Source organism: Tolumonas osonensis, assembly GCF_014202415.1.
Taxonomy (GTDB): Bacteria; Pseudomonadota; Gammaproteobacteria; order Enterobacterales; family Aeromonadaceae; genus Tolumonas; species Tolumonas osonensis.
Genome location: NZ_JACHGR010000005.1, coordinates 180,437 through 202,585, shown reverse-complemented (window position 1 = coordinate 202,585; position 22,149 = coordinate 180,437). Strand labels below are relative to the sequence as shown.

Below are 22,149 nucleotides of genomic sequence, written 5' to 3'. Positions count from 1 at the left end.
TTTCTGAAATGGCCGGGAATATAAAGTATTCCCGGCTGCTTTATTAGTCTTTACCAACCAGACCAGACAGTGCTTTTACTGCCCGCTGGACGGGATTAAGAGTGTCAGATCCGGTATTTTCCTGAGATTGTTCCAGTAATGGTAGCAGTTCATCATGCACTGCTTTTACTGTTCCCATTCCCAGAATAATCTGATACTGACCACCCGTGCGGAAGGTGCCGGTGACTTCGCTGATTTGAGCAAGTTTATGCTCATCGACAATAGAATCATCACTGAGTACAAATCGCAAACGTGTGGCACAGTAGACCAGCGAAATAATGTTGTCATTACCACCTAACGCTTCAAAAATATTCTGCGCTACTGTTTTTGCATCCATGAGGGTTCCTCTTGTTATTGACGGGATCTCCTGCATGCTAATGATCATCAAATTAATGCTGAAATGCTTTTTTATCGCAGAGATATAGAAATCATCTATATCAGCCCTGAATTTAAAGATGAAAATCACAAAAAAATAATCAATTCAGCATGTTATACAGAAGTGAATGTGAAGTGTGTCACGAATAATTAATACGGAATTTCTTTCCGGAACAACTAAACTAGATAGGGATGCATGTGATATAACCAAAATTGAATCTGTTCGGAGAGGTATTCAGAAATGCCTATGATTCAGGAAAAATCACCGTACAGGTTTCATTTCCTGCTGATAGCTGTCGCTGGTTTATTGTTTGCGATCCCGGCCTTTGTTAACAGTGCGTTGGCCGGACACGATTTTTTCTTCCACGTCATGTTCAGTCATCATTTCTCAGAGCAACTTTGGCAGGGGGAAATCTACCCCCGCTGGATGCCGCAGATGAATGCCGGTTTTGGCAGTCCGATATTTTTCTTTTACGCGCCCTTGCCGTATTACATTACAAGTGTGTTTTCGCTGTTATTGCCGGGAGAGAGTCCTGATTCTTTAGCTTTGATATTTTCTGCCACGCTGGCGTTAATCGCCTCCGGAATAACGGCTTATTTCTGGCTGAAAGAATTCACCAGCGCTAAATTTGCACTGATTCTTGCCATTGTCTATATGGCATTGCCTTATCATCTGGTGGTGGATTTTTATATACGTTTTGCTTTCGCGGAATTATGGGCATTTGTCTGGATGCCATTAATTCTGTTGCTGAGTTTAAGAATTAATGACGGAAAAATATCGTCGATATTATGGCTTGCGCTCAGTTTATCTTTGTTGATATTAACGCATCTGCCGACGTTAATTATCTTTATGCCTGTCTTTGTCGGACATTTTCTATTTATCCCGGATAAAACACAGCGGAAGATTGTATTTGCGCATCATCTTGTCGCCATTGTGCTGGCTTTTGGCCTGTCTGCCATTTACTGGCTGCCTGCGATAACCACGCAGGAATACGTCAACATGAAAAATATGTTTGCCGGGATGTATCACTATACCAATAATTTTCTGCTGACCGGACCGGGGTATGGCCACAGTACAATTCTCTGGCGTTATCTGACTTTTATTACGATCCTGCTAAGCTCATTAGCCTATGGCGCATGGCTATTCAGCCGTATGCAAACACATCTTGCTATCCGCCGCGAACTCAACTACTGGCTGGTTATCGTGTTTTTATCCTTTTTAATGACGATGCCTGTCAGTCGGTTTGTCTGGGAGGTGATCCCGATCTTGCAGAAAGTTCAGTTTCCCTGGCGGTTTAATACCGTACTGACGCTGGGGGCGGTCACGGTGTTTGCGCTGGCAGTGTCTGAACACCGGGACATTCAGTTTCTCCTGCATGGCCGGAAACCCATCGTGATATGGCTTTTGCTGTTGGGCGTGTTACTGGGCAGTGAACTGGTATATGGGTTCAGACCGATATTTATAAACCGCATGCGGGCTGAAGACGTCACAAAATATTTGGCAATCAGCCGGAGTCCACTGGAATATCGTCCATCCTGGGTGCCGGCAAACCGATTCTCTCTGAATAAAATTGAAGCTTTTGCCGCCGGCACACCACAAGTGAAAAGTGATCAGGCTGAAACCAGCTGGCAGATTAAAACATGGCAGCCGCGCGCACTGGTTTTAACCGTGAATGCGGTGGCTGATAGCCAGCTGACGTTGCACCATTTTTATTACCCGGGCTGGTCAGGGTTTATGGATAGTCCGGCTACGCCGTTATGGATAAAACCATCAGAGACGGGATTAATTCAATTTCCGGTTCCTGCCGGTCAGCATGAAGTAACACTGACATTGCAGCCATTACCGGAGGAACGTGCAGGTATCGCAATAAGCTTTGCCGCAATGCTGGTATGGCTTGTTTTGGGTGTATTTCGCTTTGTAAGGAGAACGTCATGAATCGTTTGGAAAACAAAGTTGCCATTGTGACAGGCGCTGGAAACGGCATCGGTCAGGCTACGGCCATTCTGTTCGCCAAAGAGGGCGCGGCAGTCGCTGTGATTGATACAAAAGAAGCCGATGCTCTGGAAACCATCCGTCAGATTGAAGCGGTGGGAGGAAAGGCTAAATTCTGGCCGCTAAACGTATCAAAAGAAGTCGAGGTAGAGGCCACCTTTGCGGATGTGGCCAGGACCTTTGGCAAAATCGATATTCTTATCAACAACGCTGGTATTACCGGGGCCGACAAGTCGACCCATGAAGCAACAGAAGCCGAGTGGGATGCCGTGTTTGCCGTAGACGTCAAAGGCGTGTTCTTCTGTACCAAACATGTCATTCCTTACATGAGAACACTCGGCAAGGGCAGCATCGTTAACGTGTCATCCATTTATGGCTTGATTGGTTCCAAGGGCGATTTGAGCCCATATCATGCGGCGAAAGGAGCCGTAACGCTGATGACCCGGCAGGATGCGGTGACCTACGCGCCCGATAATATCCGGGTTAACTCGGTGCACCCCGGCACGATTCTGACCCCGTTGGTAAAAGCGATCATGGATCAGCACGAAGGTTATCTGGAAATGATGTCCGCTAAACACCCGATGGGCCGGGTCGGACAACCGGATGAAGTGGCCTACACCATGCTGTTTCTTGCATCGGATGAAGCCAGTTTTGTCACCGGTGCTGCGGTGACAGTGGATGGAGGATATACCGCGCTCTGATCCCGGATAAACAAAAGCTCGCCATCTGGCGAGCTTTGTTCTGGCGTCCCCACCAGGACTCGAACCTGGATCTTACGCTTAGGAGGCGCATGCTCTATCCTGCTGAGCTATGAGGACGTGCGGCAAATATATCAATAAGTTAGCGAATTATCAAACGCCGCCATTATTCCGGATGACTTGCTGATACCAATAGAAACTTTTCTTCCGGCTTCGTGCCATGGTGCCCGTACCATCGTCATGCTTATCGACATAGATAAAGCCATAACGCTTGCGGTATTCACCGGTGGTAAACGACACACAGTCCAGACAGCCCCACGGGGTATAGCCGATCAGATCGACGCCATCGACTGCCACGGCTTTGGCCATCTGTTCAATATGAGCTTGCAGGTAACCAATACGGTAGTCGTCATTGATCTCACCGTTGGCTTCAACGTTATCGTAAGCGCCAAAGCCATTTTCAACGATAAACAAAGGTTTCTGATAACGTTCATAAAGCACGTTCAGCGCGTAACGCAATCCGACCGGATCAATGGGCCAGCCCCAGTCCGATGCTTTGATATGTGGGTTGGTGACACTGCCTGATGTCAGACCGGTATTGGTGCCCTGATCGTCAGCCTTGACGGTGTTGGTCATGTAATAACTGAAACCCAGATAATCCGTGCAGCCTTCCTTCAGGATACGCGCATCTTCCGGCTCCATTTTGATGTTGTAACCTTTGCGTTCCCACTCTTTCAGCGCATAGGACGGGTATTCCCCGCGCATATGCACATCGCTGAAGACAAAATGCTTATGCATCTTCTCGACGGCGTACATCATATCGTCCGGATGGCAGGAGAACGGGTAGTAGGGGATGAAGCCAATCATGCAACCGATTTTAAAATCAGGGTTAATGGCATGACCCAGTTTCACGACTTTGGCACTGGCAACCAGCTGATGATGCACCACCTGATACATCATTTCTTCAGGACGTTCATAATCATTGAATACGACACCTGAACAGCAATAACCAAATAGCGGGTAAGCATATTTTGCCTGGTTATTGATTTCATTAAAGGTCATCCAGTATTTCACTTTGCTTTTATACCGCTGCATGACGATTTCAGAATAATGAACAAAGAAATCAATGACTCTGCGATCGGCCCAGCCGCCATATTCCTTGACCAGATGATAAGGCATCTCGAAATGAGAAAGGGTAATGACAGGCTCAATGTTATATTTCAAAAGCTCGTCGAAGAGGTCATCGTAAAACTTTAACCCTTCTTCATTCGGCGTCTGTTCATCACCATTCGGGAAGATGCGCGTCCAGGCAATCGAGGTACGGAAACATTTAAAACCCATTTCAGCGAAGAGGGCGATGTCTTCTTTAAAATGATGATAAAAATCAGTAGCTTCGTGATTAGGATAATACTGGTTCTGGTCGATACCATCGGTGATGACGCGATCCCGATCAACCGAACCGCCAGAGAGTACGTCACAAATACTGAGTCCTTTGCCGCCCAGATTATAGCCGCCTTCCACCTGATGCGCGGCAACCGCGCCACCCCACAGGAAATGATCCGGTAATTTATAAGACATAGTTACAATCCTTCATGTTGCGTGTTGTATGAACCCAGTCGGTATTGAGTGACTACGCTATGGCGTATGTGGGATATTTTAAACGTCGGTTTTACAGGCCAACAAACGAAATATATAGTGATATAGATGAATCATTTTCACCTATAAGTGATGGGATGTTCAGTTGATGCTGCAAAACAAATTGACCCTGCTCAGTACTTTCGAGGTGGCAGCCCGGCATCTCAGCTTTAAGCTGGCCGCCGATGAACTTTGTCTCACGCCAAGTGCCATCAGTCACCGGATCCAGCAACTGGAAAAGCAGCTGGGCTTCCGGCTTTTTCTGCGAATGACGCGAAAACTGGTTTTGACGGAGGATGGCAGCCGGTTGTTGCGCACACTCGCCAAATCATTGCGCCGGATTGATGATGAGATCGAAGACATCCGCGACAACGACCTTCGCGGTACGCTGACGCTGGGTATTGCGCCGATATTAGGCCAGTTATGGCTCATGCCACGGCTGCCGGATTTTCAGCAACGCTGGCCGAGTCTGAATGTGATGCTACGGGTCAGGGCGGGTCTCGTAAATTTTGACGAGGAACAGATCGATCTGGCGATCTATTATGGTGCCACGCATTATCCGGGTTTATACCGCGAGCTCTTGTTCGAAGAACAATTATTACCCGTGTGTACGCCGGCCTATGCCGCACAGCTCGGTCTGGCAGAAAATCCGGTGCGGTTATCCGAAGCCTGTTTTTTACATGCCTCGGAATCTACCGATGTGCAGAACCTGTTCGCGGAATGGCGGATATGGTGTGACGCCAGCAACACAAACCTGCCTTTGGAAGGACGGTATTATGGCTTTAACAATTACGCTCTGGCTTTGCAGGCAGCACTCAACGGGATGGGAGTCCTGATGGGACGGCATGTTTTAATCAAACAGCTGCTGGAATCGGGTCAGCTGGTCAGCCCGTGTGGTCCGGTGGTTCCTGCCGGTCGGAATTATGAGCTTTTTTATCCGGAAGAAAATGCGCAACGGCCCCGTTTAAAGGCGTTTACTGACTGGCTCAAGGAACAACGGCGATCTCTTTCTCCGGCTGCCTGATACGTCATCAGAAGTAATACCGGGCATAAATCTCGAACCGGAAACGGGAAAGTTTCTCGCCAAACTCGGTACGCTGTTCCCGGGTGAAAATCATTGCCCGGGCCCGTATTTCCGTATCCGGCAAACCGGTATAGCTGATTTCCGGTGTTATCTGAAAACTGTTGTCATCCAGATGGCTGATCAGGGTCACTGCCGGCGTGGTATACAGCCAATTGAACGGTTCACTGATACTGGCTCGCAAGTAGAGATAGTTCTCGCCGGTATTGGCCTTGCCATAGCCGGATTGCTGCAATTGCCGGGCTTTCGCTGACTGTGCTGGTGTGGCATCAGGCGCCGTAGCGGTATCCAGCAAGCGGTAATAGGTATCAAGTTCAGATGCGGTGTATCCCCGGCCGTTGTGATAATACTCGGCAATCCAGGTAACCTCGCGTTCGGTCAGATAGCGGATTCCCAGCAAGTAGCTGTCGGTATTTCTGTTCTGCGACATCATGCCGCCGGAGGGCTGCAGATAATTCTGCGTCACACCATACTGATGCGCCCATTCACCGTGTACTTCCAGATTGGTGGTGATATTGCGTGAAAAGTCGAATCCGATACTTTGCGGACGGGCGCCTTCGCCAAGCCACATCAGGTCAATATCCGTATCCCAGGCCAGCAGATAGAGTTTTGCCGCCGGATTGAGATATTCCTCACTGCCAAAATCCGGGTTAAGTTCGTCATAGGTCGGGACGATCACGGGAGTGAATGTCATCGTGCGGATGACACCTTCTCCTGTTTTCGTCCAGTCCAGACTGAGCATATTGAAGCCTTCACGCACCGTTTGCGGATCGGACGGATCTTTCGGCCGCTCGATAAAGCCCACCGGATTCCACGCATAGCCTTTACCCCAGCGTTGTACCCGTTTTCCCATATCCATAGAGAAATCAGAAGCGGGGCTCCAGCGGATGCCGCCATCCATGATCTTGTCGTAGTCATGGCTGCTGGCGAAAGCATCCTGCGCATAGAAGGCCTGACCATGAAGATTGACTATAGTGTTGGTCAGATTGAGTGTGCCGGCCAGATCCAGCGTACCCGTACTGCGATACAACCAGTCGCGCGGCGGTTCATCCGGATAGTTCAGCGTATAAGCCGCCCGTTCCGGCTGCAGATCCAGCGCTTCCTGTTTGGCCTCTGCATACCCACTGAACTCAAATGTTTTCTTCTCGTACTCACTGGCATCGAAAGAAAAATCTTCGGCCGGTACATCCGAAGGGAACATCGCCAGCAGCACGGGGAGTGCGGCAATCACCGCTTTCATTGACGCAATTCCTCAATGCGTGGCATATATCCCAGCGTAAAGACTTCTGCCGGCACTTCACGTTTTTTCAGCCCGGAATAGAGCATGACGGAGCGGTAACCTTTATATAACGGACTATCTGTTTCAATGGTCGCTGGCCGTTTGATACCGTCACCGAAGTCTTTCAGATCCCTGAAATGCAGCGTTTTAATCAGCATACCGCTGCTGGCGTAGGCTTCGATTTCCCGCGGCAGCAGTAATGTCTTATCGACCGTCATTTTCAACTGGTCATAAGCGACACTGGTATTTTTCGCTTTCAGGGTTAACAGATACGTGTCGCCCTGTTCGCTGATCGTGGTGACATCGTACTCTTCGGTATAGTCTACCCGCATGATATCGGCATTGTTGAAGACACCGCCAGTGACGGATTGCAGGCTGGTGATGCGGATCGGTTTGCCGACATTCGGGATATACAGCCACATATTTTCTCCCTGACGTAATGTGGTGCGGCCTTTATCACTGGCAGGGGAAAGAAACAGTGTCACAATCTTGTCGCGACCGCTTTTAACCGAGTAGATCACAAACTCTTTGCGGCTGGCATCCGGTTCGATATTAATCAGTTTGCGGTATGACTCGTAAGATTCGGGTTCCAGATTCCGGTCGACCTTTTGCAGGATCGTCTTGCCGTCCAGCGCCATGGCAGCGGATGGCAGCAAGAATAAACATCCGGTCAGTATGTAATGCAGTAAACGCATATGAATCTCCTGTTCAGACGTGATGCAGCGCTTTGATAGGGTCCATGCGTGAAGCACGCCACGCAGGCTGGAAACTGGCCAGAACGGAAACCAGAACCGAAGCCAGTAATACCCAGCCCAGATCAGCCAGGGAAACCGTTGGATGCAGAGTGATGATTTCCCGCCCGAAAGCAAACGTCGGCGGCATGGCCTGCAGCAGTGCCAGACAGGCGAGACTGAGCAGGATCCCAGCTAGAGCGCCAACCAGACCTAACAGTAAGCCTTCACAGATAAACATCCCCATGATGGTATTCGGCTGTGTGCCGATGGCGGCCAGTGTGCCGATCTCGCGAATACGCTCATAAACCGCCATCAGCATGACGTTCAGTACGCTGACAAGTACAATGGCAATCAGCATGATGCGGATAAACAGCGTCATCATGTCGATCATTTTCACGATGTTGGCAAACGGCGACAGCTCCTTCCAGCTATGTAGTTCGGTGACCGGTTTATTATCCTTATTGCGGATCTCATCCAGCTGAACACTCAGTTTCGTCATGACAGAAGGTAATTGGTCCAGGTTGTGCAAACGGAGCGCGATCTCCATGATATCCGGCTGCTCCAGTCGCAGCAGTTCCCGCGCATCGCTGATATGAATGTAACCATCACGACCACCGGGGCCGGTAACCGCTTCCAGCACACCACGGACAATGAACGTTTTACCGTTCACCGAACCGGATGCATTGGTTGCGACCAGAACCACCGAATCGCCGGTTTTCACTTTCATGCCTTTGGCCAGCAGATCAGGGATCAGGATCTGACCCGGTTCAACCAGTAAGCCTTTCGGATCGCCTTCGCTGATGCGCTGGCGTAACGCGGGTACCGTTTTATCCTCGGCAACAGGATCGATACCATTCAGACGGATACTGGTGCTTTCGTTAAAATTACTGAACATGGCCCCCAGTTTCACCCGCTCAGAATAGCTGGCAATGGCAGGTTCCGATTGCAGCAGCGTTTCGACCTTCCTGATAGCGGTTGGTTTTAAATCGAGATTCAGCGGCAGATTGTCGATAGAAGCGGTATATCCCTTGTGATGGATCTGCAGATGTCCGAGCATGCTGTCGGTAATCCCGCCGACCATGACCTGCTTGAATGAACCGGCGGTGGCGACAAACAGCAGCAAAGCAACCACACCGACGGCAATCAGAATGGCTGTCAGCAGTGTCCGCCGGCGGTAACGCAGCAGATTACGGGCTGCGAGTTTCAGTAGTGCGATCATTGAGCACCTCCGGTTGTCGTCAGATGCCCATCTTCCAGCATGAAGGTCTGTTCTGCTTCCTGCATGATCTTGGGATCGTGCGTGGAAAAGAGAAAGGTCGTGCCGAAGTTATCCCGCATCTGTTTCATCAGCGTGAGGATACGGTAGGCTGTGTCATGGTCCAGGTTAGCCGTCGGTTCATCCGCCAGCACCAGCCTTGGTTCACCGACCAATGCCCGGGCCACCGCGACCCGCTGTTTCTGGCCCCCTGATATCTGGTCCGGTTTTTTATCCGCCTGTTCCCGCATACCGACCGCTTCCAGCATCTGCAGCACCCGTTCCCGTCGTTTTGCCGCAGGCCAGTTGCGTACCATCAGCAAGGGATATTCGACATTCTCAAACACTGTCAGCACCGGGATGAGATTAAAATCCTGAAAGATAAAGCCGATATTTTTACCCCTGAAATCAGCGGCTTCTGTGCGTGAAAGCGATGTGACGTTGGTGTCACACACCAGCAAAGAGCCTTGGTCAGGATGATCCAGACAACCGATAAGATTCAGCAACGTGGATTTACCGCTGCCAGAAGGACCGACAATCGCGGCAAAAGCTCCGGACTGAACGGAAAAAGAGATATTTTTCAATGCTATGCTTTCGACTTCGCCGGTGCGGTAGCTTTTGGAAAGTCGGTCCGCCTTAATCAGAATCATCGCTATTCTCCCGTGCGTGGGTTCCGGACGGTCAACTGCCGGGCAGAGAAACTATTTATTAGTATCTATGAATATAGCGGTTTTTTATCGGATGGTCAGATACGACCGGAAGAGGATGGCGAAGGGCAGGGTACAAATAAAACAGGGAGCATCAGCTCCCTGTCTTTTGGCTTAGTCAGCAATCAGCTGATATTGTTCACGCAGGATATCGATGATTTCCTGTTTCGGATTCGCACTTAAGTCCAGCTTGTGACCCACGATCTTCTCGGCAATACCTACGTAGGTACGGGAGATATCCATCATCACTTCTACCGGCAGCGCATTGTCACGCGCCAACGCAGCACGTTCCGGCATACGATCTTTGTTCAGCAGAATGTCCGGATCAGGGAAGTTGTTCAGCAACCACTGACGGAAACCTTCTTTGGACTGCTCGATGATTTTGCCTTCACGGTAAGCCGCACCTTCCCAGATACGGGAACTGTCTGGTGTGCCAACTTCATCCATGTAGATCATCTTGTCATTACCGGCGGCATCCTTGACGTAACCAAACTCGAATTTGGTATCAACAAAGATTTCATCCAGTTCAGCCAGCGCGTCACTGATCACGTTGAAGCCTTCTTTCAGCAGTTTTTCATACTGATCGATGTCAGACAGGCTCAGGAAGTTGAACGCTTTGTAGTGACGTTCCAGATCCGCACGCGATACGTTGACGTCATCGGCTTCCGGTACGCCATCCAGACCACGCATAATGCCTTTGGTCGATGGAGTGATCAGAATTTCCGGCAGTTTTTGTTCTTTTTTCAGACCTTCCGGCAGGGTAATACCGCAGAATTCGCGTTCACCCTTGCTGTAAGAACGCCACATAGAACCGGTAATGTACTGGCGGGCAATCGCTTCAACCATGACCGGACGGGCTTTCTGCACGATCCAGACAAACGGATGCGGAATATCCAGAATGTGGCTGTCAGCCAGACCTTTTTCTTTAAACAACTTGAACCAATGGCTGGAAATGGCGTTCAGCGCGGCACCTTTACCCGGTACACCGTTCAGACCATCTTCGCCGTGCCATATGCAATCGAAAGCAGAGATGCGGTCACTAATCACCATGATAGCCAGTGGTGTATCAGCAGGAACGTCATAACCTTTTTCACGGATCAGACGCGCGCTGTCTTCGGCTGTCAGCCAGTACACACTGCGGACTTTACCGGAATGTACAGGTTTATCAGTGCGGATCGGGAGGTTATCGTTTACCGCAAGAACTTTATCTGCAAGACTCATAGAGTTCCCTTCTGAGGAGATAGGCTGGTTTGAGAGGGCTGAATTGTAACAGAGTTCATCTGCAGCAACACTAGCCCGGATTTATAAATCACGTTGAGCATCAACCGTAGTGCGATTCCATCCAGCTTTCCAGAATCAGCTGAGCCGACACCGCGTCCACCCTGCTTTTTCCTAAAGCCCGGTAGCCGCCGTGTTCAAACAAGCGGGCTTTGGCATCCGTTGTGGTCAGACGTTCGTCTTTGAATTCCACTTGAAAACCGAAACGACCATGCAGACGTTGACCGAATTTGCGTGCGCGCTGCGTCATCTCCTGCTCGGTGCCATCCATATTCAGCGGCAAGCCGACAATGAGCAGATCGGGTTGCCACTCTTTCAGGATCTTCTCGATTTGAGCCCAGTCCGGAATGCCATCATTGGCTTTCAGCGAAGTCAGCGGCGAGGCGGTACCGGTTATTTCCTGACCGGTGGCAACACCAATACTACGGGTTCCGAAATCGAAACCCATTAATGAACGATTACCCGGTTCTTTCATGCATGTCCCGCCACTGGTGCAACCTGCCAGATATCAATGCCCACCGATTGACTGGCAGCAAGCCAGCGATCTTCCACCGGCGTATTGAAAATAATCCCGGAAGAGGCGGGGATCGTCAGCCAGGTGTTGTCGAGTAACTCCTGCTCCAGTTGCCCTTTCTCCCAGCCGGCGTAACCCAGCGCAATCAGATACTGCTTGGGTTCGGCAGAGGTACCCAGCGTAGACAGAATATCCAGCGATGTGGTCAGCATGAGCTCGTCAGTCAGGGCCATTGAGGCATGAAAGCCATCCATGGGGGTATGAAGGACGAACCCCCGATCCGTGCTGACCGGGCCGCCGGACAACACCGGTTTTCCGCTCAGTGAAAAAGAGGTATTTTCCAGCTTCATCTGCGTCAGTAACTGACAAACATCCAGATCAAGCGGGACATTCAGCATAATGCCCATTGCCCCTTTTTCGTTGTGTTCACAGATATAAATCAGCGAACGCTCAAACACCGAGTCGTTGAGCGTCGGCATTGCAACCAGAAAATAATTCTGTAATGACTGCATCATTATTAAAGACAGTTCCTCAGTGGGTCTTGGCCAGACGGCGCTCAATCGCATCCATCAGCAAACCACAGATATTGATATCAAATACGGCCTCGATTTCCCGGACGCAGGTTGGGCTGGTCACGTTAATCTCGGTGAGACGATCACCGATAATATCCAGGCCCACAAAAATCAGCCCTTTTTCCTTCAGGGTCGGACCAACCGCCCGGGCGATTCGCCAGTCAGCTTCGGTCAGTTCGCGAGGTTCACCACGACCACCGGCGGCAAGATTACCGCGAGTTTCACCCTGAGAAGGAATTCGGGCCAGGCAATAAGGAATAGGTTCACCATCAACAACCAGTACGCGCTTGTCGCCATCTTTGATCGCCGGCAGATAGGTCTGCGCCATGCAATAGCGGGCGCCATGCTCGGTCAGGGTCTCGATAATGACACCAACGTTAGGATCATCCTGTTTCATCCGGAAGATAGACGCGCCGCCCATCCCATCCAGCGGTTTCAGGATCACATCCTTATGTTTCTGGTGGAATAAACGCAATTTAGCAGCAGAACGGGTGACCAGCGTATCCGGCGTATGTTCGGCAAACCAGGCGGTGAACAGCTTCTCGTTGGCATCCCGCAGACTCTGCGGTTTGTTGACGATCAGGGTTCCCTGTTCTTCTGCCCGTTCCAGCAGATAAGTTGCATAGATAAATTCGGTGTCGAACGGCGGGTCTTTACGCATCAGGACCACGTCCAGCTCATGCAACGGCTGATCAATCACATCGCCCAGGGTAAACCAGTCAGCAGGATCCCGGCGAACGCTTAGCGGACGCATGGTTGCGAAAGAAATACCCTGTTCCAGATAGAGGTCGCTCATCTCCATATAATAGAGTTCGTAACCACGGCGCTGTGCTTCTTCCAGCATGGCGAAGCTGGTATCCTTCTTGATATTGATGGAACTGATAGGGTCCATCACGATGCCTAATTTAATGCTCATTTGCTCTCCTAAGACAGATCGCCGAAACGACATTGCAGCGCGGTAATGGCGGTCAAAGCGGCGGTTTCAGTGCGTAATACACGTGGGCCAAGCAGCATTTCCTGAAAATGATATTGTTCTGTCAGCGCGATCTCGTCATCTGACAGACCGCCTTCCGGACCAATGACCAGACGTACGCCATGAGTCGGAACCGGCAAGGTTCCTGCGGAATATTGGGCACGCGGATGCAGCGTCAGCTTCAGTTCTTCCGTCGGTTCAGCCAGCCAGTGTTCCAGCGACATAACCGGGCGCACCAGTGGCACCGTATTCCGGCCACATTGTTCACAGGCGCTGATCGCGATTTTCTGCCACTGCTCCAGTTTCTTGTCCAGCCGATCGCCCTGCAGTTTCACACCACAGCGGGAAGACCAGAGCGGCGTGATCACATTAACGCCGAGTTCGACCGACTTTTGAATGGTGAACTCCATCTTGTCACCACGGCTGATCACCTGTCCCAGATGAATAGACAGCGGTGATTCAACAGAATGATCCGAGAAATCAGTGATCGTCACGGTGACATGCTTTTTACCACTTTCGGTGATAACAGCCTGATACTGACCGCCTTGCCCGTTAAACAGACAGATCTCCTGATCGGGCAGCATACGTAATACGCGACCGACATGATTAGCTGCGTCATCGTCTAACGCAATCGTGGCGCCGACACTGAGCGGCGAGTTTTGATAAATTCGTGGAACACGCATTTAACGACATTGCTCCTTCACAAACCGGTTATGGTTACCCTGTAGTTTGGCAATCGCGTCGTCGCGCTGACATTCCCAGGGGGTAACCGGATACTTTTTATTCCAGACTTCAAATAATTTCCGTTGCTGTTCGGCTATCGTCAATTGATAGCGCTCCTGCATATAGAAATAGGTACGGGCAATGGCGCCACGGCTATGAGATGGCGGCTGTGCTCTCCTGGCTTTAAAATCGACCACCATTTCACACTTGCCGTACTGATCCGGTTTGGCGTTCCATTCGGAATAACGGTAGTTCGCCCGATCGCCATTCACTTCGCCGACAGACGGAACCAGATTGTGCATATCGCCTTCCATCTGGGCAAATACCGGATCATTATCCACGCAGTTTTTGCGTCCGCCTTTTTGCCAGCACTGACGCTGGTGGCCAAATTCCCAGGCCGGAACAATATGTTCCCACTCGATACGATTCGCCCGGCTTTCCTGTTTACGGACCTGATAACCACAGGCCTCCAGATCCGGGGTCAGTTTTTTACCCCGGTAAATAATCGGACACTCGCAGTAGAAGGTGACGGGATGCTGCTTATACAACTCGGCCGCCATTTTTTTTGCCTGAACAAACGTTTGATCGGCCAGCGCCGAACCGATAAACAAGCTACAAGCGGCAAAAACAGACGCTAAAAAAATATTTTTTACCATAACTGCATATCTATGGTGTAAATGACATGTTGCAAGGATAACATGCCTGCGATTTTTAACAGTAATCTTGTTGAGAATGCGTGTGCATTCGGTAAGGAGCATAAGCAGATGGATTTAACCAGACTGATTGGTTTTGGCGTGGCGGGCAATTTTGCCGGACATCTGGAACAGGCCGGCGAAGCCAGCGATTTCGTCAATGTAAAAGTGAAGGACGCCATTCAGCCGAAGGCCATTTTCCCGTTTTATGTTCCGCATATTGAAAACAGCTTCCTGAATGTATTTCCGGTCTCGCATGATCATATCCAGTTTCCTGAAGGAGCGGACAATTTACAGATTGAACCGGAAGTGTGCCTGATCTGTGACATCGAATATGAGAACAACCAGGTAAAAGCCCTGATGCCACGGGCGTTTGCCGCATTCAATGACTGTTCGATTCGTCGTCCGGGTGCCCGCAAGATCAGCGAAAAGAAAAACTGGGGATCCGCCAGTAAAGGCATGTCCTTGCAGCGGATTGCACTGGACAAGTTTTCTTCAGGTGGCGAACTGGATCGTTACCATATTGCCAGTTTCCTGCGCCGCAACGGTGAATGCCATGCGTACGGGCTGGACAGTCCGGCAACCGAATACAGCTATTTCCACGAAACCTTGCTGAACTGGGTGATCGACAAGATGAACCATCAGCAGGATGAAGGTCCGGCCGAAGACATCGCTGCCTTGCTGAAAGCGGCGCACTATCCGCAGCAGGCGGTTATCAGTATCGGCGCAACCCGTTATACACCATTCGGCGAACAGAATTTTCTGCAACCGGGTGATGAAAGTATTGTGGTGGTGTATGACGCTCGTTGCCACACGCCGGAACAGATCCGGAACATGGCGGTTACCGGTGAATTTACGGGCGAGGGGATGAGTCTGCTGCGCCAGCAAGTGGTTGCAGATTAGCCCCGCAGCGACGGCAACAGTACTGCCGGTCACCGCGGACTATGGCGCGGTGACGGCGAACCGTGAGCTGATGCTGCTGACAGTTGCACTGATAGGTATACAGCGTTCCCTGAACTTTACTGATATCCATCTTGTGGGTGGTGCGGGGCGAAACACCGAAGACGTCCCGCATTACCATCTTCCACTCTTCCCCGTGTGGTTTTACCCGTCCCCAGATGGCATGCACGACCAGATGTGCAATCTCATGCGGGATGACCTCCCGCTCAAATTCGCTCTGATTATCCTGCAGCAAAACCGGATTAAGACGGATATGCCAGTCGCGTAGGCGGGCCGTGCCGGCACATTGTCCCCGTTGATCCAGCGTAATTCTCGGGTGATTAAATTCACGCCGGAAATGGCGGCTCGCCAGAGACAAATAATGACTGGCGACGACCTCTATCTGGATCAGGTTGGTAGCACGGGTAGTATTCAGCATAAAAGCGCGGGGGCAAACAACGAACGATCTGGCAGGGATAATACAGATAAAAGAAAGGGGCCGCAGCCCCTTTTAACGCAGTAATTATTTCAGACCGGCGAGGTCACGCAGCATTTCGGCCTTGTCGGTTTTTTCCCACGGGAACTCTTCACGGCCGAAGTGGCCATAAGCCGCAGTTGCTTTGTAGATTGGGCGAACCAGATCCAGCATTTCAATCAGACCATATGGACGCAGATCGAACTGATCACGCACCAGCTGAGTCAGAAGTTCTTCATCCACTTTACCGGTGCCGAATGTTTCAACACTGATAGAAGTCGGTTCCGCAACACCGATGGCGTAGGAAACCTGGATTTCACAGCGATCAGCCAGACCAGCAGCCACGATGTTCTTCGCGACATAACGGGCAGCATAAGCCGCTGAACGGTCAACTTTAGACGGATCTTTACCGGAGAACGCACCACCACCGTGACGTGCCATACCACCGTATGTATCTACGATAATTTTACGACCGGTCAGGCCACAGTCGCCCATTGGGCCACCGATTACGAAACGGCCGGTCGGGTTAATGAAATACTTGGTATTTTTGCTGACCCATTCTGCCGGCAGAACCGGTTTGATGATCACTTCCTGTACCGCTTCGATCAGATCAGACTGGCTGATGTCCGGCGCGTGCTGTGTAGACAGAACAACGGTATCAATCCCTTCGATCTTGCCTTGTTTGTCATAAATAAAGGTGATCTGGCTTTTTGCATCCGGACGCAGCCATGGCAGGGTGCCATTTTTACGCACTTCAGACTGACGCTTCACCAGACGATGTGCATAGGTAATAGGCGCAGGCATTAACACTTCTGTTTCATTAGAAGCATAACCGAACATCAGGCCCTGGTCGCCAGCACCCTGTTCTCTTGGATCTTCACGATCAACGCCCTGGTTAATATCCGGTGACTGTTTACCAATTGCATTCAGTACGGCACAGGAATGAGCATCGAAGCCCATATCAGAATGGGTATAGCCGATATCACAAACGGTTTTACGCACCAGCTCTTCAATATCAACCCATGCAGAAGTAGTGATTTCACCACCAACCAGCACCATCCCTGTTTTTACGAATGTTTCACAAGCAACACGGGCTTTGGGATCCTGTTCCAGAATGGCATCCAATACCGCGTCGGAAATCTGATCCGCGATTTTATCTGGATGTCCTTCTGCAACGGATTCGGAGGTAAACAGTTTTGCCATTTTAATTCTCTGTGTAAATAAAGTTGAAGGCGATTGCAACGCGGGTAATAACCCGATTACAAATAGCAGTATCCACATCTGGACGTCTATCTATGTGACTATTGTCGCAGTCAATGCGGATATCGTCAATGTACGGTACTAATTAAGCAAGCGATCAGTACATATAGCATCCATGCGATAAAATAACCGAGATAACATTTGCGCAACCGGTGATCAGTTTGGGACAATACGCACCTTACTTAATTGTACAGACCCAATTGAAAGCAGGAGTGACAAATGCCCTCTCGTAAAGAGTTAGCCAATGCCATCCGGGCATTGAGCATGGATGCAGTTCAGAAAGCCAATTCCGGACACCCGGGCGCCCCGATGGGCATGGCTGATATTGCCGAAGTGCTGTGGCGTGACTTTTTGAACCACAACCCAGCTAACCCACAATGGAGCGAGCGTGACCGTTTTGTTCTTTCCAATGGCCACGGCTCTATGCTGCTGTACTCCCTGTTGCATCTGAGTGGTTACGATCTGTCCATCGACGATCTGAAAAACTTCCGTCAACTGCATTCCCGTACCCCGGGCCATCCTGAATATGGCTATGCACCGGGTGTTGAAACCACCACTGGTCCGCTGGGTCAGGGTATCACCAACGGTGTTGGTATGGCGCTGGCCGAAAAAGTGCTGGCTGCTCAGTTTAACCGTCCTGGCTTTGACATCGTTGATCACCACACCTACGTGTTCATGGGTGACGGTTGCATGATGGAAGGTATTTCTCACGAAGCCTGTTCTCTGGCCGGTACTCTGAAACTGGGCAAACTGATCGCATTCTGGGATGACAACGGTATTTCTATCGACGGTCATGTTGAAGGCTGGTTTACCGATGATACCCCGGCGCGTTTTGAAGCTTACGGCTGGCATGTGATCCGCGCGGTTGATGGTCATGACGCGGACGCCATCAAGGCCGCTATCGAAGCAGCCAAAGCAGAAACGACCAAACCAACCCTGATCTGCTGCAAAACCGTGATTGGTTTCGGTTCGCCGAACAAAGCCGGTTCTCACGATTGCCACGGCGCACCGCTGGGCGCTGCTGAAATCGCTGCGGCTCGCGAATTCTTGGGCTGGAACCATGAAGCATTCGTGATCCCTGCCGATATCGCTGCAGAATGGAATGCAAAAGACGCCGGTGCGACCAAAGAAGCCGTCTGGAACGAAAAATTTGCTGCCTACGCTGAAGCGCATCCTGAACTGGCCGACGAATACAAACGTCGTGTGAATGGTGAACTGCCGGCTAACTGGGCTGAAGCATCACAAGCGTTTGTTGAAGACCTGCAGGCTAACCCAGCCAAGATTGCTTCCCGTAAAGCCAGCCAGAATGCGATTGAAGCATTTGGTAAGCTGCTGCCTGAGTTCCTGGGCGGTTCCGCTGACCTGGCACCATCTAACCTGACCATGTGGTCCGGTTCTGTTTCTCTGACTGCGGATGACGCGTCCGGCAACTATGTGCACTACGGTGTGCGTGAATTTGCCATGTCAGCGATGATGAACGGTATTGCACTGCACGGTGGTTTCATTCCTTACGGCGCAACTTTCCTGATGTTCATGGAATATGCCCGCAACGCGGTGCGTATGGCTGCGCTGATGAAACAGCGTTCTATCTTTGTCTATACCCATGACTCAATTGGTCTGGGTGAAGATGGCCCGACTCACCAGCCGGTAGAACAGATGGCTTCTCTGCGTCTGACCCCGAACATGAGCACATGGCGTCCATGTGACCAGGTTGAGTCAGCTATTGCATGGAAATATGCGGTAGAACGTAAAGATGGCCCGAGCGCGCTGATTTTCTCCCGTCAGAACCTGACACAGATGGATCGTACTCCAGCTCAGCTGGCTGACGTTGCCAAGGGTGGCTATGTGCTGCGTGACTGTGTTGGTACACCGGAAGCGATCCTGATTGCGACTGGTTCTGAAGTTGAACTGGCGATGCTGGCGGCAGAAGAACTGACCGGAAAAGGCCGTAAGGTTCGCGTGGTTTCCATGCCATGTACCGACGCGTTTGATGCGCAGTCTGCCGAGTATAAAGAATCCGTACTGCCATCAGCGGTGACCAAACGTGTCGCTGTAGAAGCAGGTATCGCGGATTACTGGTACAAATACGCCGGTCTGAACGGCAAAATCATTGGTATGCGTACATTCGGCGAATCAGCGCCGGCTGAATTGTTGTTTAAAGAGTTCGGCTTTACTGTAGAAAATGTAGTGCAAACTGTTGAAAGTTTGTTCCAAGCGTAAATGCAATGTTAAACGGGAGCTTCGGCTCCCGTTTTTTTCGCAGAAAATCTGTGTCAAGTATCGCGTTTGATGCATAAGCACAGTAAACTCTTTGCGTTTGAATGAAACGCTTAGCAAGTCACATATAACCGTTTTGAGTTTGCTTCAGTGTCTGACTCTGCGTCAGGAAAAAAACAACACACACCACTGAAGTTTATTCCGCTATTTCCGGTTGACCTGCTAACTTTATTCATTGTGCCTTATCAGGAAGATTAATAAGGCCACGGCACTGACTTCGTTATATGTCTGAAAAATATAGGGGACTAACATGTCTGTTATCAAAATGACTGATCTGGATCTGGCTGGTAAGCGCGTACTGGTTCGTGCTGACCTGAACGTACCAGTGAAAGATGGTAAAGTAACTTCTGACGCACGTATCGTTGCAACTCTGCCAACCATCAAACTGGCCCTGGAAAAAGGCGCCAAGCTGATGATCACTTCTCACCTGGGTCGTCCGACTGAAGGCGAGTACAACGAAGAGTTCTCTCTGCTGCCAGTAGTTAACTACCTGAAAGACAAACTGTCCTGCCCAGTACGTCTGGCTAAAGATTACCTGGACGGCGTTGAAGTTGCAGCGGGTGAACTGGTTGTTCTGGAAAACTGCCGCTTCAACAAAGGCGAAAAGAAAAATACTGAAGAGCTGGCCAAGAAATACGCTGCACTGTGTGACGTATTCGTAATGGACGCTTTCGGTACTGCTCACCGCGCTGAAGGTTCTACCTACGGTGTTGCTCAGTTTGCTCCTGTTGCTTGTGCTGGTCCTCTGCTGGCTGGTGAACTGGAAGCTCTGGGTAAAGCAATGGACAAACCAGCTCGCCCAATGGTGGCTATCGTTGGTGGTTCTAAAGTTTCTACCAAACTGACCGTTCTGGAATCTCTGTCTAAAATCGCTGACCAGCTGGTAGTTGGTGGTGGTATCGCTAACACCTTCATCGCGGCTGCTGGCCACAATGTTGGTAAGTCTCTGTGCGAACACGACCTGATTGACACTGCCAAGAAACTGGCTGCTGAAACTTCTATTCCTGCAACTACTGACGTTGTTGTTGGTAAAGAATTCTCTGAATCAACTCCAGCTACTATCAAGTCTGTATCTGAAGTTGCTGACGACGACATGATCTTCGATATCGGCCCTGATTCTGCGAAAGCACTGGCTGACATCATCATGAACGCGAAAACCATTCTGTGGAACGGTCCTGTAGGCGTATTCGAATTCGACCAGTTCGCTAAAGGTACTGAAATCATCGCTAAAGCGATCGCTGAATCACCAGCATTCTCTATCGCTGGCGGTGGTGACACTCTGGCTGCTATCGACAAGTTCGGTATCGCTGACAAAGTGTCTTACATCTCTACCGGCGGTGGTGCATTCCTGGAATTCGTAGAAGGCAAAAAACTGCCTGCAGTTGCGATTCTGGAAGAGCGCGCTAAAGCGTAATGATATGACGGGAGGCCCAATAGCCTCCCGTTCTTCTGCCAACAGGCAGTGATTAATTTTTTGTAGCAACTCGTTTAGCTCCGCAGTTCGTAGCTAAACACCTGATAGGACCTTTGAAATGTCTAAGATCTTTGATTTCGTTAAACCAGGCGTTATTACCGGTGACGACGTACAGAAAGTGTTTGAAGTAGCTAAAGCGAACAAATTCGCTCTGCCTGCTGTTAACTGTGTTGGTACTGATTCAGTTAACGCTGTACTGGAAGCTGCTGCTAAAGTTAAAGCGCCAGTAATCGTTCAGTTCTCTAACGGCGGTGCTGCATTCATCGCTGGTAAAGGCATGAAACTGGAAGGTCAGAAAGCCGCTATCATCGGTGCTATCTCTGGTGCTAAACACGTTCACGCAGTTGCTGAAGCTTACGGTATCCCTGTAATTCTGCATACTGACCATGCTGCTAAAAAACTGCTGCCATGGATCGACGGTCTGTTAGACGCGGGTGAAAAACACTTCGCTGAAACCGGCAAGCCACTGTTCTCTTCTCACATGCTGGATCTGTCTGAAGAATCTCTGGAAGAGAACATCGACATTTGCTGCAAATACCTGGAACGTATGGCGAAAATGGGCATGACCCTGGAGCTGGAACTGGGTTGCACTGGTGGTGAAGAAGATGGCGTAGACAACAGCCACATGGATCAGTCTGCTCTGTACACCCAACCAGAAGACGTTGCTTACGCTTACGAGCGTCTGAGCAAAATCAGCCCACGTTTCACCATCGCTGCTTCTTTCGGTAACGTACACGGTGTTTACAAACCAGGTAACGTTAAACTGACTCCAAGCATCCTGGATGCTTCTCAGAAATACGTTTCTGAAAAATTCGGTGTTCCAGCTAACACTCTGAACTTCGTATTCCACGGTGGTTCAGGTTCAACTCAGCAGGAAATCGAAGAGTCTGTAGGCTACGGCGTAGTTAAAATGAACATCGATACTGATACCCAGTGGGCTACTTGGGAAGGTATCCTGAACTACTACAAAGACAAAGAAGCTTACCTGCAAGGTCAGCTGGGTAACCCAGAAGGCCCAGACGCACCAAACAAAAAATACTACGATCCACGCGTATGGCTGCGTAAAGCTCAGGAAACTATGATTGCCCGTCTGGAACAGGCATTCAAAGAACTGAACGCGATCGACGTACTGTAATTTCAGAGTTTCCTCTGAGTTTTAAAGAAAAGCGCCTGCAA

21 protein-coding genes and 1 tRNA gene are annotated in these 22,149 nt (G+C 50.3%); 7 read left to right on the top strand and 15 right to left on the bottom strand.

Annotated elements, in window-relative coordinates; genetic code table 11:
* Positions 1–43: 43 nt before the first annotated feature.
* Positions 44–376 carry a glucose PTS transporter subunit EIIB gene (locus HNR75_RS08590; RefSeq protein WP_188026564.1) on the bottom strand — a complete coding sequence of 111 codons (333 nt, stop codon included), beginning with the start codon at positions 374–376 and terminating at the stop codon, positions 44–46.
* A gap of 279 nt (positions 377–655) precedes the next feature.
* Between HNR75_RS08590 and HNR75_RS08585 the strand changes: the two genes are divergently transcribed.
* Both HNR75_RS08585 and HNR75_RS08580 read left to right on the top strand, forming a co-directional pair.
* Positions 656–2,350, top strand: coding sequence for a 6-pyruvoyl-tetrahydropterin synthase-related protein (locus HNR75_RS08585; RefSeq protein ID WP_188026563.1), 1,695 nt, complete (start codon positions 656–658; stop codon positions 2,348–2,350).
* Positions 2,347–3,108, top strand: coding sequence for an SDR family NAD(P)-dependent oxidoreductase (locus HNR75_RS08580; protein ID WP_188026562.1), 762 nt, complete (start codon positions 2,347–2,349; stop codon positions 3,106–3,108). The genes HNR75_RS08585 and HNR75_RS08580 overlap by 4 nt, the downstream gene beginning before the upstream one ends.
* 41 nt (positions 3,109–3,149) lie before the next feature.
* On the opposite strand, the gene HNR75_RS08575 is transcribed toward HNR75_RS08580, so the two are convergent.
* Positions 3,150–3,225: transfer RNA gene (locus HNR75_RS08575), tRNA-Arg, on the bottom strand.
* Positions 3,226–3,258: 33 nt separating this feature from the next.
* Positions 3,259–4,683, bottom strand: a complete 1,425-nt coding sequence (locus tag HNR75_RS08570) for a 6-phospho-beta-glucosidase (protein ID WP_188026561.1) — start codon at positions 4,681–4,683, stop codon at positions 3,259–3,261.
* Positions 4,684–4,849: 166 nt separating this feature from the next.
* On the opposite strand from HNR75_RS08570, the gene HNR75_RS08565 reads away from it, so the two are divergent.
* Positions 4,850–5,764 carry a LysR substrate-binding domain-containing protein gene (locus tag HNR75_RS08565; protein ID WP_188026560.1) on the top strand — a complete coding sequence of 305 codons (915 nt, stop codon included), beginning with the start codon at positions 4,850–4,852 and terminating at the stop codon, positions 5,762–5,764.
* 7 nt (positions 5,765–5,771) lie between these two features.
* On the opposite strand, the gene HNR75_RS08560 is transcribed toward HNR75_RS08565, so the two are convergent.
* The 10 genes from HNR75_RS08560 to HNR75_RS08515 form a co-directional block, all read right to left on the bottom strand.
* The gene (locus HNR75_RS08560; protein WP_188026559.1) at positions 5,772–7,061 is read right to left on the bottom strand and encodes a hypothetical protein; all 1,290 of its coding nucleotides are present in this window, start codon (positions 7,059–7,061) and stop codon (positions 5,772–5,774) included.
* Positions 7,058–7,795 carry an outer membrane lipoprotein-sorting protein gene (locus tag HNR75_RS08555; protein ID WP_188026558.1) on the bottom strand — a complete coding sequence of 246 codons (738 nt, stop codon included), beginning with the start codon at positions 7,793–7,795 and terminating at the stop codon, positions 7,058–7,060. The genes HNR75_RS08560 and HNR75_RS08555 overlap by 4 nt, the downstream gene beginning before the upstream one ends.
* 13 nt (positions 7,796–7,808) lie before the next feature.
* Positions 7,809–9,053 carry an ABC transporter permease gene (locus HNR75_RS08550; protein ID WP_188026557.1) on the bottom strand — a complete coding sequence of 415 codons (1,245 nt, stop codon included), beginning with the start codon at positions 9,051–9,053 and terminating at the stop codon, positions 7,809–7,811.
* Positions 9,050–9,739, bottom strand: coding sequence for an ABC transporter ATP-binding protein (locus tag HNR75_RS08545; RefSeq protein ID WP_188026556.1), 690 nt, complete (start codon positions 9,737–9,739; stop codon positions 9,050–9,052). The genes HNR75_RS08550 and HNR75_RS08545 overlap by 4 nt, the downstream gene beginning before the upstream one ends.
* 171 nt (positions 9,740–9,910) lie before the next feature.
* Positions 9,911–11,017, bottom strand: a complete 1,107-nt coding sequence (locus HNR75_RS08540) for a phosphoribosylaminoimidazolesuccinocarboxamide synthase (RefSeq protein WP_188026555.1) — start codon at positions 11,015–11,017, stop codon at positions 9,911–9,913.
* Positions 11,018–11,117: 100 nt separating this feature from the next.
* Positions 11,118–11,549, bottom strand: coding sequence for a Holliday junction resolvase RuvX (gene ruvX / locus HNR75_RS08535; RefSeq protein ID WP_188026554.1), 432 nt, complete (start codon positions 11,547–11,549; stop codon positions 11,118–11,120).
* Complete coding sequence (locus HNR75_RS08530; RefSeq protein WP_188026668.1) at positions 11,546–12,100, bottom strand: YqgE/AlgH family protein; 555 nt, start codon at positions 12,098–12,100, stop codon at positions 11,546–11,548. Before HNR75_RS08530 ends, ruvX begins: the two co-directional genes overlap by 4 nt.
* A gap of 19 nt (positions 12,101–12,119) precedes the next feature.
* On the bottom strand, positions 12,120–13,076 hold the full coding sequence (gshB, locus tag HNR75_RS08525) for a glutathione synthase (RefSeq protein WP_188026553.1): 957 nt from the start codon (positions 13,074–13,076) through the stop codon (positions 12,120–12,122).
* 8 nt (positions 13,077–13,084) lie between these two features.
* Entirely contained in the window at positions 13,085–13,816 is a 732-nt protein-coding gene (gene rsmE, locus HNR75_RS08520; protein WP_188026552.1) for a 16S rRNA (uracil(1498)-N(3))-methyltransferase, read from the bottom strand.
* Positions 13,817–14,512, bottom strand: a complete 696-nt coding sequence (locus HNR75_RS08515) for an endonuclease (protein WP_188026551.1) — start codon at positions 14,510–14,512, stop codon at positions 13,817–13,819. It lies immediately after the preceding gene.
* A 108-nt stretch (positions 14,513–14,620) separates the two neighbouring features.
* Between HNR75_RS08515 and HNR75_RS08510 the strand changes: the two genes are divergently transcribed.
* Entirely contained in the window at positions 14,621–15,451 is an 831-nt protein-coding gene (locus tag HNR75_RS08510) for a DUF5718 family protein (protein WP_188026550.1), read from the top strand.
* Here HNR75_RS08510 and HNR75_RS08505 read toward each other — a convergent pair.
* Both HNR75_RS08505 and metK read right to left on the bottom strand, forming a co-directional pair.
* Complete coding sequence (locus HNR75_RS08505; RefSeq protein ID WP_188026549.1) at positions 15,402–15,926, bottom strand: SprT family zinc-dependent metalloprotease; 525 nt, start codon at positions 15,924–15,926, stop codon at positions 15,402–15,404. The two genes, HNR75_RS08510 and HNR75_RS08505, sit on opposite strands and share 50 nt — an antisense overlap.
* An 84-nt stretch (positions 15,927–16,010) precedes the next feature.
* Entirely contained in the window at positions 16,011–17,165 is a 1,155-nt protein-coding gene (gene metK / locus HNR75_RS08500) for a methionine adenosyltransferase (RefSeq protein ID WP_188026548.1), read from the bottom strand.
* 276 nt (positions 17,166–17,441) lie between these two features.
* Here metK and tkt point away from each other — a divergent pair, with 276 nt between their 5' ends.
* From tkt to fbaA, 3 genes are all read left to right on the top strand, one after another.
* On the top strand, positions 17,442–19,442 hold the full coding sequence (gene tkt / locus HNR75_RS08495) for a transketolase (protein ID WP_188026547.1): 2,001 nt from the start codon (positions 17,442–17,444) through the stop codon (positions 19,440–19,442).
* A 307-nt stretch (positions 19,443–19,749) separates the two neighbouring features.
* The gene (locus HNR75_RS08490) at positions 19,750–20,913 is read left to right on the top strand and encodes a phosphoglycerate kinase (protein WP_188026546.1); all 1,164 of its coding nucleotides are present in this window, start codon (positions 19,750–19,752) and stop codon (positions 20,911–20,913) included.
* Between the two features lie 118 nt (positions 20,914–21,031).
* Complete coding sequence (fbaA, locus tag HNR75_RS08485; RefSeq protein WP_188026545.1) at positions 21,032–22,108, top strand: class II fructose-bisphosphate aldolase; 1,077 nt, start codon at positions 21,032–21,034, stop codon at positions 22,106–22,108.
* The last annotated feature ends 41 nt before the right edge of the window (positions 22,109–22,149 follow it).